The organism is Pseudomonas sp. AC252, assembly GCF_979258105.1.
In genome coordinates, this window is record NZ_OZ409837.1 from 1921855 (window position 1) to 1938271 (window position 16417).

The 16417-nt window shown below is 58.6% G+C and carries 13 protein-coding genes and 1 pseudogene; 5 read left to right on the plus strand and 9 right to left on the minus strand.

The genetic code is table 11. The features are described from left to right. Window positions 1–12: 12 nt before the first annotated feature. The 4 genes from yidC to rpmH are packed head-to-tail and all read right to left on the minus strand — an operon-like array spanning window position 13 to window position 2488. Window positions 13–1695, minus strand: coding sequence for a membrane protein insertase YidC (yidC, locus tag ACZZZ4_RS08980; RefSeq protein ID WP_463547662.1), 1683 nt, complete (start codon window positions 1693–1695; stop codon window positions 13–15). A gap of 2 nt (window positions 1696–1697) precedes the next feature. Continuing rightward, window positions 1698–1943 (minus strand): membrane protein insertion efficiency factor YidD, encoded by a 246-nt coding sequence (gene yidD, locus ACZZZ4_RS08985; RefSeq protein ID WP_027901580.1) that lies wholly within the window; start codon window positions 1941–1943, stop codon window positions 1698–1700. Next, complete coding sequence (gene rnpA, locus ACZZZ4_RS08990; protein ID WP_039757776.1) at window positions 1936–2337, minus strand: ribonuclease P protein component; 402 nt, start codon at window positions 2335–2337, stop codon at window positions 1936–1938. Before rnpA ends, yidD begins: the two co-directional genes overlap by 8 nt. A 16-nt stretch (window positions 2338–2353) precedes the next feature. Next, the gene (rpmH, locus tag ACZZZ4_RS08995; RefSeq protein WP_003213577.1) at window positions 2354–2488 is read right to left on the minus strand and encodes a 50S ribosomal protein L34; all 135 of its coding nucleotides are present in this window, start codon (window positions 2486–2488) and stop codon (window positions 2354–2356) included. 566 nt (window positions 2489–3054) lie between these two features. On the opposite strand from rpmH, the gene dnaA reads away from it, so the two are divergent. The 4 genes and pseudogenes from dnaA to gyrB all read left to right on the plus strand — a co-directional run bounded on the left by dnaA (window position 3055) and on the right by gyrB (window position 9260). Further along, complete coding sequence (dnaA, locus tag ACZZZ4_RS09000; protein ID WP_310402825.1) at window positions 3055–4578, plus strand: chromosomal replication initiator protein DnaA; 1524 nt, start codon at window positions 3055–3057, stop codon at window positions 4576–4578. A 39-nt stretch (window positions 4579–4617) separates the two neighbouring features. Further along, a complete protein-coding gene (gene dnaN / locus ACZZZ4_RS09005; protein WP_016772390.1) occupies window positions 4618–5721 on the plus strand; it encodes a DNA polymerase III subunit beta in 1104 nt (367 codons plus the stop codon). Window positions 5722–5735: 14 nt separating this feature from the next. Continuing rightward, window positions 5736–6837: pseudogene (gene recF, locus ACZZZ4_RS09010) on the plus strand (DNA replication/repair protein RecF). Window positions 6838–6842: 5 nt separating this feature from the next. Next, window positions 6843–9260: a DNA topoisomerase (ATP-hydrolyzing) subunit B gene (gene gyrB / locus ACZZZ4_RS09015; RefSeq protein ID WP_024014948.1), complete on the plus strand. Its 2418-nt coding sequence runs from the start codon at window positions 6843–6845 to the stop codon at window positions 9258–9260. Between the two features lie 101 nt (window positions 9261–9361). Here the strand turns inward: gyrB and ACZZZ4_RS09020 are convergent, their stop codons facing one another. Next, on the minus strand, window positions 9362–10081 hold the full coding sequence (locus ACZZZ4_RS09020) for a response regulator transcription factor (RefSeq protein WP_415760978.1): 720 nt from the start codon (window positions 10079–10081) through the stop codon (window positions 9362–9364). Window positions 10082–10246: 165 nt separating this feature from the next. On the opposite strand from ACZZZ4_RS09020, the gene ACZZZ4_RS09025 reads away from it, so the two are divergent. Further along, the gene (locus ACZZZ4_RS09025; protein WP_463547663.1) at window positions 10247–11782 is read left to right on the plus strand and encodes a sensor histidine kinase; all 1536 of its coding nucleotides are present in this window, start codon (window positions 10247–10249) and stop codon (window positions 11780–11782) included. Between the two features lie 167 nt (window positions 11783–11949). On the opposite strand, the gene ACZZZ4_RS09030 is transcribed toward ACZZZ4_RS09025, so the two are convergent. The 4 genes from ACZZZ4_RS09030 to glyQ form a co-directional block, all read right to left on the minus strand. After that, on the minus strand, window positions 11950–12729 hold the full coding sequence (locus ACZZZ4_RS09030) for a lysophospholipid acyltransferase family protein (protein ID WP_415760976.1): 780 nt from the start codon (window positions 12727–12729) through the stop codon (window positions 11950–11952). Between the two features lie 83 nt (window positions 12730–12812). After that, complete coding sequence (gmhB, locus tag ACZZZ4_RS09035; RefSeq protein ID WP_463547664.1) at window positions 12813–13352, minus strand: D-glycero-beta-D-manno-heptose 1,7-bisphosphate 7-phosphatase; 540 nt, start codon at window positions 13350–13352, stop codon at window positions 12813–12815. Between the two features lie 4 nt (window positions 13353–13356). Next, window positions 13357–15411, minus strand: a complete 2055-nt coding sequence (gene glyS, locus ACZZZ4_RS09040) for a glycine--tRNA ligase subunit beta (protein ID WP_463547665.1) — start codon at window positions 15409–15411, stop codon at window positions 13357–13359. Beyond that, complete coding sequence (glyQ, locus tag ACZZZ4_RS09045; RefSeq protein WP_129998029.1) at window positions 15408–16361, minus strand: glycine--tRNA ligase subunit alpha; 954 nt, start codon at window positions 16359–16361, stop codon at window positions 15408–15410. The genes glyS and glyQ overlap by 4 nt, the downstream gene beginning before the upstream one ends. Window positions 16362–16417: the final 56 nt, after the last annotated feature.

Genomic DNA, 16417 nt, shown 5'->3' on the forward strand with positions numbered 1-16417 from the left:
CCACAGTGCAAGTTACGCCTCGGCTTTTTTCGTTGCCGCTTCGATCTTACGCGTGATGTACCACTGTTGTGCAATCGACAGGCAGTTGTTCACAACCCAGTACAGCACCAGACCCGCCGGGAACCACATGAAGAAGAACGTGAAAATGATTGGCATCATTTTCATGACCTTCGCCTGCATCGGATCCGGAGGCGTCGGGTTCAGCTGCTGCTGGATGAACATGGTTGCGCCCATGATGATCGGCAGAATGAAGAACGGATCCTTGATCGACAGGTCAGTGATCCACAGCATGAACGGCGCCTGACGCATTTCCACGCTTTCCAGCAGAACCCAGTACAGCGACAGGAAGACCGGCATCTGCACGAGGATCGGCAAGCAGCCGCCCAGTGGATTGATCTTCTCTTTCTTGTACAGCTCCATCATGGCCTGCGACATTTTCTGCCGGTCATCGCCATGTTGCTCTTTCAGCGCAGCCAGTTTCGGTGCCACGGCACGCATGCGCGCCATCGATTTGTAGCTGGCTGCCGACAGCGGGAAGAAGATCCCTTTGATCAGCATGGTCAGGAAGATGATCGACCAGCCCCAGTTACCGACGATGGCGTGGATATGTTGCAGCAGCCAGAAGATCGGCTGGGCAATGAACCACAGAATGCCGTAGTCGACGGTCAGTTCCAGACCTGGGGACAACTCTTTCAGTACAGCCTGGCTTTTCGGACCGGCGTACAGCACAGCGCTGGTTTCAACTTTTGCACCTGGAGCAGCGGTCAGAGTAGGACCGGTGTAACCGATGATGTAGTTGCCTTTGCTGTCCTTACGGGTCTGGACGATGTTGTTTTCGCCCTTGGCCGGGATCCACGCGGTCACGAAGTAGTGCTGCAGCCAGGCTACCCAGCCACCGGTGACAGTTTCCTTGAGCTGCGCCTTGTCCATGTCCTTCATCGACACTTTCTTGTACGGCTCGGAACTTGTCCACAGGGCAGCGCCCAGGTAAGTCGCGGTGCCAGTAGCCGTGGTCGACGACGGATCAGCACTGGCGTCTCGCTTCAACTGGGCAAACATTGCGCCGTTCCAGGGCTGAGCGCTCTGGTTATCCACAATGTAGGAGACGGCAACGTCATACAGGCCACGTTTCACGGTGAAACGCTTGATGTAATTCACGCCGTCCTTGCTGAATTTCAGGTCAACGACGAGTTGATCCTGACCGTCAGCCAGTTGGTAAACCTTCTTCTCCGAGGAATAAACCGGACGACCGGCCGGGTTTGCGTCCGGACCGTTGGTACCGATCAGACCGCTTTGCGCCAGATACACACGTTCGCCGCCGTTATCGAACAGCTGGAACGGAACGTCAGGACGGTCCTGACGGCGTGGATACAGAGGCAGAGTCAGTTGCGCAACGTCGCCACCTTGTGGATCGATCGCCAGATCGAGCACATCGGTCTTGACCTGAATCAGGTCCTTGCTGGCAGCAACCGGCGTTTCCGCTGGTGCACTGGTATCGCTGGCGGCGCGCGGAATATCGTCACTGGCGGCAGTATTTGTGCCAGTGGCGGTGTCCGGCAAACCGGATGTAGTCGTACTGGAAGCAACATTCTGAGTCGGCAGGGCAGCCTGGCCATAATCCTGGTTCCATTTAAGAACCATGACGTAGGACACGATTGCCAGGGCGACGATCAGGATCGTGCGTTTGATATCCATGATTACTCGGCCATCGAAGAAGAACGGGAGGTAGGGACAGGTGGAACCGGGTCATAACCACCGGGATTCCACGGATGACAGCGACCTAAACGACGAAAGGTCAGCCAGCCACCGCGCAGAAGGCCATGATTTTCAATGGCTTCATACGCGTAGCAGGAACAACTGGGGTAGAAGCGACAGTGGCTGGCCATTAGAGGACTAATGGCATAGCGATAAAACTGGATCGGAACGAGGGCCAGTTTACGCATCGGTACTGTCTACCCCTACAGTTTCGGTTTTGACTGCCGGAACGGGCTTGTTGCGTGCCAGACGCTTCCAGAGCTTGCCGAAATGCTGAATCAATTCGGGGTTTTCTACATCACCCAAACCTTTGCGCGCGACGATAACGATGTCCCAGCCGACCAGTGAATCCTGGTGCAGACGGAACGATTCGCGCATCAGACGTTTGAGGCGATTGCGTTCAACGGAGAGCTTTACACTCTTTTTCCCGATAACCAGCCCTAGACGGGGGTGATCAAGATCGTTGTCGCGTGCAAGGAGCAGGAGGTTTTTCCCCGGAACCTTGCCGGTAGGGGAGTCAAAGACTGCCTTGAAATGCCGGGGGGTAAGCAGACGCTTTTCCCGACTGAAGTCCTGACTCACCTCCAGTACCGGATTATCAAACTGCCAGACGCGCACGACCTTTGGCGCGACGACGCGACAGGACTGCGCGGCCGTTCTTGGTAGCCATGCGAGCACGGAAACCGTGGGTACGAGCGCGTTTGATAGTGCTTGGTTGGAAAGTACGTTTCATGTCGTGTTACCTGGTTCGTCCACAACGGGCCGGAATGGCCCCCGTTTTAAGAGACCGGGGATTCTAGAGAAAGCAAGCCCTCAGGTCAATTTCCAACCAGCGTTTCCTTATAAATAGATCGAGGCAGGGTTTGCGCTCGAAGGCCTGTCAGCCAGATATAAAAATAAAGAAGGGAATTATTTAAAGCTTTTCTGTAAAGCTTGTAAAAGCTAGACACGCAATCTTCTGTGGATAACTGCTATCAGGCCTTATTCTGTGCGGTGTACAGAGAATGACAACTACAGTGGAAAACCGTGTTCAGCCTGTGCTGCGCTGTCGGATAAGCTGTGCGTGGAATGGGCTGTTATCCACAGGCTGGTTATCCACCGAGTTTGGCCCCTACTTGTCCAGTGCCCTCAGAGGTGTTTATCCACAGGGCTTATTCACATGCCGTTGGTCGCCTTTTAATGCTTTAACGCATTGATAAATGATGGTGAGGGACCTACCTGCATGTGGATAAGTGAACCGCTCGCCGCTACAATGGCCGCTTGTTTTTGCCTCACCGGCTTTCAACTTAGGGGATATCCGTGTCAGTGGAACTTTGGCAGCAGTGCGTAGAGCTTTTGCGCGAAGAGCTGCCTGCCCAACAATTCAACACCTGGATCCGTCCACTACAGGTCGAAGCCGAAGGCGACGAGTTGCGCGTCTACGCACCCAATCGTTTCGTGCTGGACTGGGTCAACGAAAAGTACCTGGGCCGCGTCCTCGAATTGCTCGATGAACATGGCAATGGCTCGACGCCGTCGCTGTCCTTGTTAATAGGCAGCAAACGCAGCTCGGCACCTCGTGCCGCACCCAATGCACCACTGGCGGCCGCGCAGGTTGCTCAGGCGCAGGCCAACAACGCGCCGTCGAGCAACCCGGCACCAGCGCCCGCGCCTGCTCCGGCCAAGCGTTCCACGCAGAAAACCGCTGAAGTCAGTGAAGAGCCTTCCCGCGACAGCTTCGACCCGATGGCCGGTGCCGCCTCGCAGCAGGCGCCGGTTCGCGCCGAACAGCGCACCGTGCAGGTAGAAGGTGCGCTCAAGCACACCAGCTATCTCAACCGCACGTTCACCTTCGAGAATTTTGTTGAAGGTAAATCCAACCAGCTCGCCCGTGCGGCGGCCTGGCAGGTGGCGGACAATCCCAAGCACGGTTACAACCCGCTCTTCCTTTATGGTGGCGTCGGCTTGGGTAAAACCCACTTGATGCACGCAGTGGGCAACCATCTATTAAAGAAGAATCCGAATGCCAAGGTCGTGTACCTGCATTCCGAGCGTTTCGTGGCCGACATGGTCAAGGCGCTGCAACTGAACGCGATCAATGAATTCAAGCGTTTCTACCGTTCGGTGGACGCCTTGCTGATCGACGATATTCAGTTCTTCGCCCGCAAGGAGCGCTCCCAGGAAGAGTTTTTCCACACCTTCAACGCTTTGCTTGAAGGTGGCCAGCAGGTCATTCTCACCAGTGACCGCTACCCGAAAGAAATCGAAGGCCTTGAAGAACGTCTCAAATCCCGCTTTGGCTGGGGCTTGACCGTTGCCGTCGAGCCGCCTGAGCTGGAAACCCGTGTGGCGATTCTGATGAAGAAGGCCGATCAGGCCAAAGTCGAGCTGCCCCATGACGCCGCGTTCTTCATTGCCCAGCGCATCCGCTCGAACGTCCGCGAACTGGAAGGCGCGCTGAAACGCGTGATCGCCCACTCGCACTTCATGGGCCGCGACATCACCATCGAGCTGATTCGCGAATCCCTGAAAGACTTGTTGGCGTTGCAGGACAAACTGGTCTCTGTGGATAACATTCAGCGCACCGTCGCCGAGTATTACAAGATCAAGATTTCCGACCTGCTGTCCAAGCGCCGTTCGCGCTCGGTGGCTCGTCCGCGTCAGGTGGCCATGGCGTTGTCCAAGGAACTGACCAACCACAGCCTGCCGGAAATCGGCGATGTGTTTGGCGGCCGCGACCACACTACGGTGCTGCACGCTTGCCGCAAGATCAATGAACTTAAGGAATCCGACGCGGACATCCGCGAGGACTACAAGAACCTGCTGCGTACACTGACCACCTGATGAATACCAGCGCAGCTTATTAAGGCAAGGGACTAGACCATGCATTTCACCATTCAACGCGAAGCCCTGTTGAAACCCCTGCAACTGGTCGCAGGCGTCGTCGAGCGCCGACAGACCTTGCCGGTACTGTCCAACGTGCTGTTGGTCGTCGAAGGCCAGCAACTGTCGTTGACCGGTACCGACCTTGAGGTCGAGCTGGTCGGTCGCGTGCAACTTGAGGAGCCGGCTGAAACAGGTTCCATCACCGTGCCGGCGCGCAAGCTGATGGACATCTGCAAGAGCCTGCCCAACGATGCGCTGATCGACATCAAGGTCGACGAGCAGAAGCTGGTAGTGAAGGCCGGTCGTAGCCGCTTCACCCTGTCGACCCTGCCGGCCAACGATTTCCCGACCGTCGAAGAAGGCCCGGGCTCGCTGACCTGCAGCCTGGAGCAGAGCAAACTGCGTCGTCTGATCGAACGCACCAGCTTCGCCATGGCCCAGCAGGACGTGCGTTACTACCTCAACGGCATGCTGCTGGAAGTTTCCGCTGGTGTGATCCGCGCCGTGGCCACCGACGGTCACCGTCTGGCGATGTGCTCGATGCAGGCCGATATCGGTCAGCCGGATCGCCATCAGGTGATCGTGCCGCGCAAAGGTATCCTTGAGCTGGCGCGTCTGCTCACCGAGCCGGATGGCAATGTCAGCATCGTCCTCGGTCAGCATCACATTCGCGCCACCACGGGCGAGTTCACCTTCACCTCGAAACTGGTTGACGGTAAATTCCCGGATTACGAACGCGTACTGCCCAAAGGTGGCGACAAGCTGGTACTCGGCGATCGTCAGGCGTTGCGTGAAGCGTTCAGTCGTACCGCGATTCTGTCCAACGAGAAATACCGCGGTATCCGTCTGCAACTGGCCAGCGGTCAGTTGAAGATCCAGGCCAACAACCCGGAGCAGGAAGAAGCGGAAGAAGAAGTGGGCGTTGAATACAACGGCGGCTCGCTGGAAATCGGCTTCAACGTCAGCTACCTGCTCGACGTGCTGGGCGTGATGACCACCGAGCAGGTTCGCCTGATCCTGTCCGACTCCAACAGCAGTGCGCTGGTGCAAGAGTCCGACAATGACGACTCGGCTTACGTTGTCATGCCGATGCGTCTGTAATCAGCTGATCCTGAATGTCGTTAAGTCGTGTTTCGGTCACCGCGGTGCGCAATCTGCACCCGGTGACCTTCTCCCCCTCCCCGCATCAACATTCTTTACGGCGCCAACGGCAGCGGCAAAACCAGTGTTCTGGAAGCCATTCATCTGCTGGGGCTCGCCCGTTCGTTTCGCAGCACGCGGCTTTTGCCGGTGATTCAGTACGAACAGCTCGCCTGTACCGTGTTCGGTCAGGTTGAGCTGGCTGAAGGCGGACACAGTGCCCTGGGGATTTCTCGCGACCGTCAGGGCGAGTTCCAGATTCGCATCGATGGCCAGAACGCCCGTAGCGCTGCGCAGCTGGCGGAGATCCTGCCGTTGCAGTTGATCAACCCGGACAGCTTCCGTCTGCTGGAAGGCGCGCCGAAGATTCGCCGGCAGTTTCTCGACTGGGGTGTGTTCCACGTTGAACCGCGTTTCATGGCCACCTGGCAGCGTTTGCAGAAGGCGCTGCGCCAGAGAAACTCCTGGCTGCGGCATGGTACACTTGACGCCGTTTCGCAAGCGGTATGGGACAGGGAACTGTGCCAGGCCAGCGCTGAAATTGATGAATACCGCCGCGCTTACATCACAGCCTTGAAACCGGTCTTCGAACAGACCTTGAGCGAACTGGTTGAGCTTGAGGGTTTGACGCTCAGCTATTACCGAGGCTGGGACAAGGACCGCGAATTGAGCGCCGTCCTCGCCGGTTCCGTGCAACGGGACCAGCAGATGGGGCACACCCAGGCCGGACCGCAACGCGCTGATTTGCGTCTCAGATTGGGCGCACACAATGCCGCAGACATCCTGTCCCGGGGTCAGCAGAAATTGGTGGTCTGTGCGCTACGGATTGCCCAAGGGCATCTGGTCAGCCAGGCCCGTCGCGGACAGTGTATTTATCTGGTGGATGACTTGCCGTCCGAGCTGGACGAGAGCCACCGTCGCGCGCTGTGCCGCTTGCTGGAAGACTTACGCTGCCAGGTGTTCATCACCTGTGTAGATCACGAATTACTGAGGGAAGGCTGGCAGACGGAAACGCCAGTCGCTTTGTTCCACGTGGAACAGGGCCGTATCACCCAGACCCACGACCATCGGGAGTGAAGGCATTGAGCGAAGAAAATACGTACGACTCAACGAGCATTAAAGTGCTGAAAGGCCTGGATGCCGTACGCAAACGTCCCGGTATGTACATTGGTGACACCGACGATGGCAGCGGTCTGCACCACATGGTGTTCGAGGTGGTCGACAACTCGATCGACGAAGCCCTCGCCGGCCATTGCGACGACATCAGCATCATCATCCACCCGGACGAATCCATCACCGTTAAAGACAACGGTCGTGGCATCCCGGTAGACGTGCATAAAGAGGAAGGCGTTTCCGCCGCCGAGGTCATCATGACCGTCCTCCACGCTGGCGGTAAGTTCGACGACAACTCCTACAAGGTTTCCGGCGGTCTGCACGGTGTAGGTGTTTCGGTAGTGAACGCACTATCCGAAGAACTGGTCCTGACCGTCCGCCGCAGTGGCAAGATCTGGGAACAGACCTACGTCCATGGCGTGCCTCAGGCACCGATGGCCATCGTTGGCGACAGCGAGACCACCGGCACCCAGATCCACTTCAAGGCTTCCAGCGAAACCTTCAAGAACATTCACTTCAGCTGGGACATCCTCGCCAAGCGCATTCGTGAACTGTCCTTCCTCAACTCCGGTGTCGGCATCGTCCTCAAGGACGAGCGCAGCGGCAAGGAAGAACTGTTCAAGTATGAAGGCGGCCTGCGTGCGTTCGTTGAATACCTGAACACCAACAAGACTGCGGTCAACCAGGTGTTCCACTTCAACATCCAGCGCGAAGACGGCATCGGCGTGGAAATCGCCCTGCAGTGGAACGACAGCTTCAACGAGAACCTGTTGTGCTTCACCAACAACATTCCGCAGCGCGACGGCGGCACCCACCTGGTGGGCTTCCGTTCGGCACTGACGCGTAACCTGAACAACTACATCGAGCAGGAAGGACTGGCGAAGAAGCACAAAGTCGCCACCACCGGTGACGATGCCCGTGAAGGCCTGACCGCCATCATCTCGGTGAAGGTGCCGGATCCGAAGTTCAGCTCGCAGACCAAAGACAAGCTGGTGTCTTCCGAAGTGAAAACCGCGGTTGAACAGGAGATGGGCAAGTACTTCTCCGACTTCCTGCTGGAGAACCCGAACGAAGCCAAGCTGGTGGTCGGCAAGATGATCGACGCCGCCCGTGCCCGTGAAGCTGCGCGCAAGGCCCGTGAGATGACCCGCCGCAAAGGCGCGCTGGACATCGCCGGCCTGCCGGGCAAACTCGCTGACTGCCAGGAAAAAGACCCGGCGCTGTCCGAACTGTACCTGGTGGAGGGTGACTCCGCGGGCGGCTCTGCCAAGCAGGGACGTAACCGCAAGACCCAGGCGATCCTGCCGTTGAAGGGCAAGATCCTCAACGTCGAGAAAGCCCGTTTCGACAAGATGATCTCGTCCCAGGAAGTGGGCACGCTGATCACCGCGCTGGGTTGCGGCATCGGTCGCGAAGAGTACAACATCGACAAGTTGCGCTATCACAACATCATCATCATGACCGATGCTGACGTCGACGGTTCGCACATCCGTACCCTGCTGCTGACCTTCTTCTTCCGTCAGCTGCCGGAGCTGATCGAGCGTGGCTACATCTACATTGCCCAGCCACCGCTGTACAAGGTCAAGAAAGGCAAGCAAGAGCAATACATCAAAGACGACGACGCCATGGAAGAGTACATGACGCAGTCGGCCCTGGAAGATGCAAGCCTGCACCTGAACGAAGAAGCCCCGGGCATTTCCGGTGAAGCGCTGGAACGTCTGGTCAACGACTTCCGCATGGTCATGAAGACGCTCAAGCGCCTGTCGCGCCTGTACCCACAGGAGCTGACCGAGCACTTCATCTATCTGCCGGCCGTCAGCCTCGAAACTCTGGGCGACCACGCAGCGATGCAAGAGTGGCTGGCCCAGTATGAAGTTCGCCTGCGCACCAACGAGAAGTCCGGCCTGGTCTACAAGGCCAGCCTGCGCGAAGACCGTGAACGTGGCGTCTGGCTGCCGGAGGTCGAACTGATCTCCCACGGCCTGTCGAACTACGTCACCTTCAACCGCGACTTCTTCGGCAGTAACGACTACAAAACCGTGGTCACCCTGGGCGCGCAACTGAGCACCCTGCTCGACGAAGGCGCGTACATCCAGCGTGGCGAGCGCAAGAAAGCCGTCACCGAGTTCAAGGAAGCCCTCGACTGGCTGATGGCCGAAAGCACCAAGCGCCACACCATCCAGCGCTACAAAGGTCTGGGCGAAATGAACCCTGATCAGCTGTGGGAAACCACCATGGACCCAAGCGTGCGACGCATGCTGAAAGTCACCATCGAAGATGCCATTGGCGCAGACCAGATCTTCAACACCCTGATGGGTGATGCGGTCGAACCTCGCCGGGACTTCATCGAGAGTAACGCGCTGGCGGTTTCGAACCTGGATTTCTGATCCAGGTTGTCGTCAACGAAAAAGGCCAACGCATCGCGTTGGCCTTTTTTATTTCGGGGTCTGTCCTTCCAAGCCAGTCGGGGCATTTTGCTTGGGATGGGCTACTCGACCGCAGTTGCGACACTTTCGAGACGATAGCCATACCCATAGATCGTCAGTAACTGCCAACCCCGATCTGCCGTCAGCCCGAGCTTGTTGCGCAATCGGTAGATATGCGTATCCAGCGGCCGCGAGGAAGTTGTTTCCTCGTTCGGCCAGAAGCGCTCGTACAGATAATCCCGCGACAATGGCCGCCCCAGGTTGCTGAACAGACACCGCGCCAGTCGGTATTCGCGCTCAGTCATGAGGATCGGTTTGCCTTCGCGGGTTACGGTCAATTCGGCGTCGTCGAAAGTCAGGTCGTGAAACGTTTGTACTTCACCTGCCGCACTGCGCGGTTGGCTATGCCGGCGCAATACCGCCGCCACCCTCGCCTTCAACTCGTTGGGGCGAAACGGCTTGCTGACATAATCATCGGCCCCGGCATTCAGGGCTTGAACGATATCGCTTTCGCCGTCGCGACTGGTGAGCATGATCGCGGCCGGTGGCGCGTCCATGTGTTCACGGGTCCAGCGCAGCAGTGCCAGACCCGTGAGGTCGGGAAGTTGCCAGTCGAGGATCAGCAGGTCGAACGTTTCCCGGCGTAACTGGCGCAACAAGTCTTCGCCACGCTCGAAGCTGTGCAGTGACCACGGCTGTTCCCCAACTTCGGCCATTTGCTCCAGGGTTTGCTCGACCCGGCGCAGTTCGGCGGGTTCGTCGTCCAGAATGGCAACGCGCATCGGCGGTGTTCCTTGTCGCTGGGGCTGGGATGTCGACAATAGCGACTCCCCGGCCGCGATGAAAGAAGCAGCCCGTCGGTAGTCGACGTCCGCTATGATTCTTCGGGTCTACGCCTCAGACCTGAGACCTATGAACACATCCCACATCGCTTTGCCGTTTGCGCCATGAATAAACCTCAACGCCGATTTGAAAGTCGGGAGCCGAGCCAGGTCCAGCGTCTGTTCCGGCGGTTGGTGCGCGAGTGGTTGTGGATAAGTCTAGTGCTGTTACCGCTGACTGGCCTGTTGTCTTATCGCGCTCAGGTCAATCTGCACAATCCGTCGCCGGCGCTTGGCGCGCTGCTGTCGGTGACGATGGTCGCGTGTGTGCTGGGATTGTTGCTGTGGCGACCGCGTTGGGCGCTGTGGGTAACCTTGATCGGCATGGCCGGTGCGCTGATCAGCAGTGCCCTGCTTGCCGAGATCCGCTACTGGTGGTCGCCGACATCTGCGGCGCTGGGCATGTTGTTCGGTTACCTGATCTGGAACTGGCGGCGCTTGAGTGTGGTGCTGACCTATTTCGGCTGGGAGCTGGCGCGTCTGGACAGTGAACCGAAAGTCTTCCCGGAACGACGCCGGACTCGTTTCACCGGAACTGATCAACTGCAAGGCCAGATCATGGCGCTCGAACAAGCCATGAGCCGCACCCGCGATACCCGGCGCTTCATTGCCGATGGCCTGGAATACCTGCCAGTGGCGACGCTGATCAGTGATCCGCAGGGCAAGATTCTGCTGGGCAATCGCAAAGCCCGTGAGCTGTTCGAAGATCCATTGGTAGGCGATGAAGTACTCGAGCAACTGGCTCGGCTCGGCTATCCGGATTTATCCACAGCACCGCGACCGGCGCTGGCCACGCTGGCGCTACTGGAGTTTCGCGATCACAAGGAGCGCAGCCTGCGCCTGGAAAGAGCGGCGTTGCTACCGGTCGATGGCGATACACCGATCGGTTGGCTGCTCAGCCTGACGGATTTGAGCGCCGAGCGCGCCGCCGAGGAGCAACGCGGCGTCCTCCTGCGCTTTCTTTCCCACGACCTGCGCGCGCCGCATTCGGCGATCCTCGCCCTGCTCGATGTGCATCGCCATCAAGCGGGCGCTGATGCGCCGTTGTTCGAGCAGATTGAGCGTCAGGTGCGCCGCGCGCTGGATCTGACCGATGGTTTCGTCTTGTTGGCGCGAGCTGAGTCCGAGACCTACCAGTTCCGCCCGACGTTGTTCGCGATGCTGGTATTGGACGTCCTTGATCAGGCCCTGCCCATCGCACAGCAGAAACGCATCGAGCTACTCAACGAAGTTGATGAGGAATGCCAGGAGCGGCTGATTCTCGCCGATCAGGGATTGCTGACGCGCGCCCTGTTCAATCTCCTGGAAAACGCCATCAAGTACAGTCCGGCAAACAGCACCGTGCAACTGAAGGTCAGCTGTTGTGGGTCATGGCTGCGCTGCGAATTGACCGATCAGGGCAAAGGGATTGCTGCTGATGAATTGCCTGACCTGTTCAGCCAGTATCGGCGTTTCTCCTCAGCCCAAGGCATCGACGGCGTGGGCCTGGGTCTGTCGATGGTCAAAGCTGTAATTGATCATCATGGCGGTACGATCGAGTGTCACAGCGTGGTCGATGCGGGAACCACATTCCGCATCGAGTTGCCGCTGATTGCCGAATGAACAAGCACAAAAAAACCGGCTATAAGGACCGGTTTTTTTACATCGGAATAAAACTTATGCACGGATTTCGTTCAATTTGTCCATATAGAAATATAGTTAAAAAACAATAAGTTAGATAGCGATTGCGGACTTTTTAAACGAAAGCGTACACAGGTTATCCACAAAATTCAGACAGCCAGTTGATCACTGGCTGCCGGTGCTTGTGGCGCCTGAGGCAGCGAACCCATTTCGCGCTGGGTTTTCTCGTTCCACGCCTGCACGCGGTCATTCAGATCAGCGATGGCGCGCGGCCCGCTGCCTTCGGCATACATCGGTTCGCCGATGACCACGGTGATCACTCCGGACTGTTTGCCCCAGCCGATTTTTGGCCAGAATTTGCCGGCATTGTGTGCAATCGGCAGCACCGGAAGCGCCGCATTCACTGCCAGAGCGCTGCCACTGCGGGAAAATTTTCCGACGGTGCCGTAGGGGACTCGTGTGCCTTCAGGAAAGATCAGCACCCAGACGTTGTCCTTGAGCAGTTCGTCGCCTTTGGCTGCGACTTGTTTGAGCGCGGCTTTCGGGTTGTCGCGGTCGATGGCGATCGGGCGCAGCATGGCCATGGCCCAGCCGAAGAACGGCACGTACAGCAATTCGCGCTTGAGCACCTGGCTCAATGGCGAGAAATAAGCGGAGAGAAAGAACGTCTCCCAAGTGCTCTGGTGGTTCGACTGAATCACGCAGGGCCGGTCTGGCACGTTTTCCGCGCCTTTGATTTCGTAGCGGATGCCAAGGAACACCTTGGTCAGCCACAGGGCGCAACGGCACCAGTAGACATTGATGAAACGATAGCGCGCCTTGAATGACAGAAACGGCGCGATGAAAAAGCTCAGGCTGCACCACAGCAACGCTGTTGTACCCAGCAGCAGATAGAAAACAAAGATTCTGAAGGCCCGCAGTATCGACATGGCGACGGTTACCGTTACGGGGCAATGCCCGACTGTTCAAGCGCACTCCCGAGCAATCCCTGGCCAGGAAATTCAGAAGTACTCTAGTTGTGGATAAGTTCTGCGGCAATCGCCGCCAGATCGTCAAAAATCAGAGTGCCCACCGGCAGGGTTTTGCCCTGAGTCTTTTCGCCTTTCCCGGTCTTCACCAAAACTGGCTGTGAATCGACGGCTTTGGCGGCCTCCAGGTCACCAAGGCTGTCGCCAACGAACCAGACATTGGTCAACGGCACCGTGTAATGCTCGGCAATGGTTTTCAACATTCCCGGTTTCGGTTTACGGCAATCGCAGCCTTCGTCCGGGCCATGCGGGCAATACACGATCAAGCCAACTTCGCCGCCCTGCTCCGCGACCAGCTCGCGCAGGCGCGCGTGCATGGCCTCGAGGGTGGCGATGTCGTAATAGCCGCGAGCAATGCCCGACTGGTTGGTGGCCACCGCCACCGTCCAGCCGGCCTTGCTCAACTGCGCGATCGCTTCGATCGAGCCGGGCAGCGGAATCCACTCCTCCACCGACTTGATGTAGGCATCGGAGTCGTAATTGATCACGCCGTCACGATCGAGAATCAGCAGTTTCAACAGCATTCCCTCAACCCAGCAGCGAAATGTCGGCAACACCCAGGAACAAGCCACGCAGACGCGCCAGCAGCGCGTAACGGTTGGCCCGCACGTTGGCATCGTCGGCATTGACCATCACCGCGTCGAAGAACGCGTCGACCGGCTCGCGCAGGGCGGCCAGGCGTGCCAGCGATTCGTTGTACTGACGCGCCGCGGCCATTGGCTGCACCGCTTGGTCCGCTTGCTGGATTGCCGAATACAGCGAGAACTCGTTGGCGTTGTCGAAATACTTGGCTTCGACCACGGTCGGTACCGAGCCTTCGACCTTGCTCAACAGGTTCGACACACGCTTGTTCACCGCTGCCAGCGCTGCCGCTTCCGGCAGTTTGCGGAAGGCCTGCACCGCTTGCACACGCTGGTCGAAGTCCAGTGCCGATCCCGGCTTGAGGGCACGGACCGACAGGTAAGTAGCGACATCGACGCCTTCGTCTTCATAACGCGCCCGCAGGCGGTCGAAGATGAATTCCAGCACAGCTTCGTTGAGGCCGGCAGCCTTGACCTTGGCGCCGAATGCATTCACCGCGAAAGCCACGGCGTCGTTCAGGTCCAGGTCCAGTTGTTTCTCGATCAGGATACGCAGCACGCCCAGTGCCGCACGGCGCAGGGCATACGGGTCTTTGCTGCCGGTTGGCAGCATGCCGATACCGAAGATGCCGACCAGGGTGTCGAGCTTGTCGGCGATGGCCACGGCTGCACCGGTCAGGGTCGCCGGCAATTCAGCCCCGGCACCGCGTGGCATGTACTGCTCGTTCAAGGCCAGCGCGACGTCCTGCGGCTCGCCGTCATTGAGGGCGTAGTAGTAACCGGCGACGCCTTGCATCTCCGGGAACTCGCCGACCATTTCGGTGGCCAGGTCGCACTTCGACAGCAGGCCCGCGCGGGCGGCCCACGAAGCGTTGCCGCCGATGCGTGCGGCGATGTACGCCGCCAGTTTCGATACGCGCTCGGCCTTGTCGTAGACGCTGCCGAGCTTTTCCTGGAACACCACGTTCTGCAGGCGCAGGTTGAAGTCTTCGAGCTTCTGCTTCTTGTCCTGCTTGAAGAAGAACTCGGCGTCGGTCAGACGTGGGCGAACCACTTTCTCGTTACCGGCGATGATCTGCTGCGGGTCTTTGCTTTCGATGTTGGCCACGGTAATGAAACGTGGCAGCAATTTGCCGTCGGCATCCAGCAGGCAGAAATACTTCTGGTTGTCCTGCATGGTGGTGATCAGCGCTTCCTGCGGCACGTCGAGGAAGCGTTCCTCGAAGGAACACACCAGCGGCACCGGCCATTCGACCAGTGCGGTCACTTCGTCGAGCAGCGCCGGCGGCACGATTGCGGTGCCTTCCTGACGGGTAGCCAGCTCTTCGGTGCGCTTGCTGATGATCTCGCGACGCTCGTTGGCATCGGCCAATACGTAAGCGGCACGCAGGTCAGCGAGGTAGCTCGATGGCGAACTGATGCGCACGCTTTGCGGGTGATGGAAACGGTGGCCACGGGAGTCACGGCCAGCCTTCTGCGCAAGGATCGTGCAGTCGATGACCTGGTCACCGAGCAGCATCACCAGCCACTGGGTTGGACGCACGAATTCGTCCTTGCGCGCACCCCAACGCATGCGTTTCGGGATCGGCAGGTCGTTCAGCGAATCTTCGACGATGGTTGGCAGCAGGCTCGCGGTCGGCTTGCCGGCGATGTTCTGGCTGTAGCGCAGTTTCGGACCGTTCTGGTCGATTTCGCTCAGCTCGACGCCGCACTTCTTGGCGAAGCCGAGGGCGGCCTGCGTCGGATTGCCGTCAGCGTCGAACGCCGCCTGACGCGGCGGGCCATCGAGGTTGATGCTGCGATCCGGCTGCTGAGTGGCCAGCGCGGTGATCAGCACAGCCAGACGCCGTGGTGCGGCGTAGACGGTTTTGCTTTCGTAGCTCAGGCCGGCGGCTTGCAGGCCCTTGTCGATACCGGCGAGGAACGCATCAGCCAAAGTGTTCAGGGCTTTGGGTGGCAGTTCTTCGGTGCCCAGTTCAACCAGAAAATCTTGCGCACTCATTGTGCAGCCTCCAGCTTGGCCAGTACTTCATCACGCAGGTCCGGGGTCGCCATCGGGAAGCCCAGCTTGGCGCGTGCCAGCAGGTAGGCTTGCGCAACGGAACGCGCCAGGGTGCGTACGCGCAGAATGTATTGCTGACGCGCAGTCACCGAGATCGCCCGGCGCGCATCCAGCAGGTTGAAGGTGTGCGACGCCTTCAGGACCATTTCGTAGCTCGGCAACGGCAGCGGCTGGTCGAGTTCGATCAGGCGCTTGGCTTCGCTTTCATAGAAGTCGAACAGCTCGAACAGTTTGTCGACGTTGGCGTGTTCGAAGTTGTAGGTGGACTGCTCCACTTCGTTCTGGTGGAACACATCGCCGTAGGTGACTTTGCCGAACGGGCCGTCAGCCCAGACCAGGTCGTAGACCGAATCGACGCCTTGCAGGTACATCGCCAGACGCTCGAGACCGTAGGTGATCTCGCCGGTTACCGGGTAGCACTCGATGCCGCCGGCCTGCTGGAAGTAGGTGAACTGGGTGACTTCCATGCCGTTGAGCCAGACTTCCCAGCCCAGACCCCAGGCGCCGAGGGTCGGCGATTCCCAGTTGTCTTCGACGAAGCGGATGTCGTGCACCAGCGGGTCGAGGCCGACATGCTTGAGTGAGCCCAGGTACAGTTCCTGGAAATTGTCCGGGTTCGGCTTGAGCACGACCTGGAACTGGTAGTAGTGCTGCAGACGGTTCGGGTTTTCGCCGTAACGGCCGTCAGTCGGACGGCGGCTTGACTGCACGTACGCGGCGTTCCAGGTTTCCGGGCCGATGGCGCGCAGGAAGGTCGCGGTGTGGAAAGTGCCGGCGCCTACTTCCATATCGTAGGGCTGAAGTACCACACAACCTTGCTCGGCCCAGTATTGCTGGAGCGCGAGGATCAAGTCTTGGAAGGTACGCACGGCTGGCGTAGGCTGGCTCACGAAATTCACCTGTTTCTTGGGCTGCGATTTAAAGAGCGGGAGTATACCCGATTCGT

Excerpts from the sequence above, each read along its gene's own strand:
- glyS (WP_463547665.1), bottom strand. The coding sequence starts at position 15,411 with ATGAGTGCGCAAGATTTTCTGGTTGAACTGGGCACCGAAGAACTGCCA.
- ACZZZ4_RS09025 (WP_463547663.1), top strand. The coding sequence starts at position 10,247 with ATGAATAAACCTCAACGCCGATTTGAAAGTCGGGAGCCGAGCCAGGTC.
- yidC (WP_463547662.1), bottom strand. The coding sequence starts at position 1,695 with ATGGATATCAAACGCACGATCCTGATCGTCGCCCTGGCAATCGTGTCC.
- yidD (WP_027901580.1), bottom strand. The coding sequence starts at position 1,943 with ATGCGTAAACTGGCCCTCGTTCCGATCCAGTTTTATCGCTATGCCATT.
- dnaN (WP_016772390.1), top strand. The coding sequence starts at position 4,618 with ATGCATTTCACCATTCAACGCGAAGCCCTGTTGAAACCCCTGCAACTG.
- gmhB (WP_463547664.1), bottom strand. The coding sequence starts at position 13,352 with ATGCTGTTGAAACTGCTGATTCTCGATCGTGACGGCGTGATCAATTAC.
- rpmH (WP_003213577.1), bottom strand. The coding sequence starts at position 2,488 with ATGAAACGTACTTTCCAACCAAGCACTATCAAACGCGCTCGTACCCAC.
- ACZZZ4_RS09020 (WP_415760978.1), bottom strand. The coding sequence starts at position 10,081 with ATGCGCGTTGCCATTCTGGACGACGAACCCGCCGAACTGCGCCGGGTC.
- ACZZZ4_RS09030 (WP_415760976.1), bottom strand. The coding sequence starts at position 12,729 with ATGTCGATACTGCGGGCCTTCAGAATCTTTGTTTTCTATCTGCTGCTG.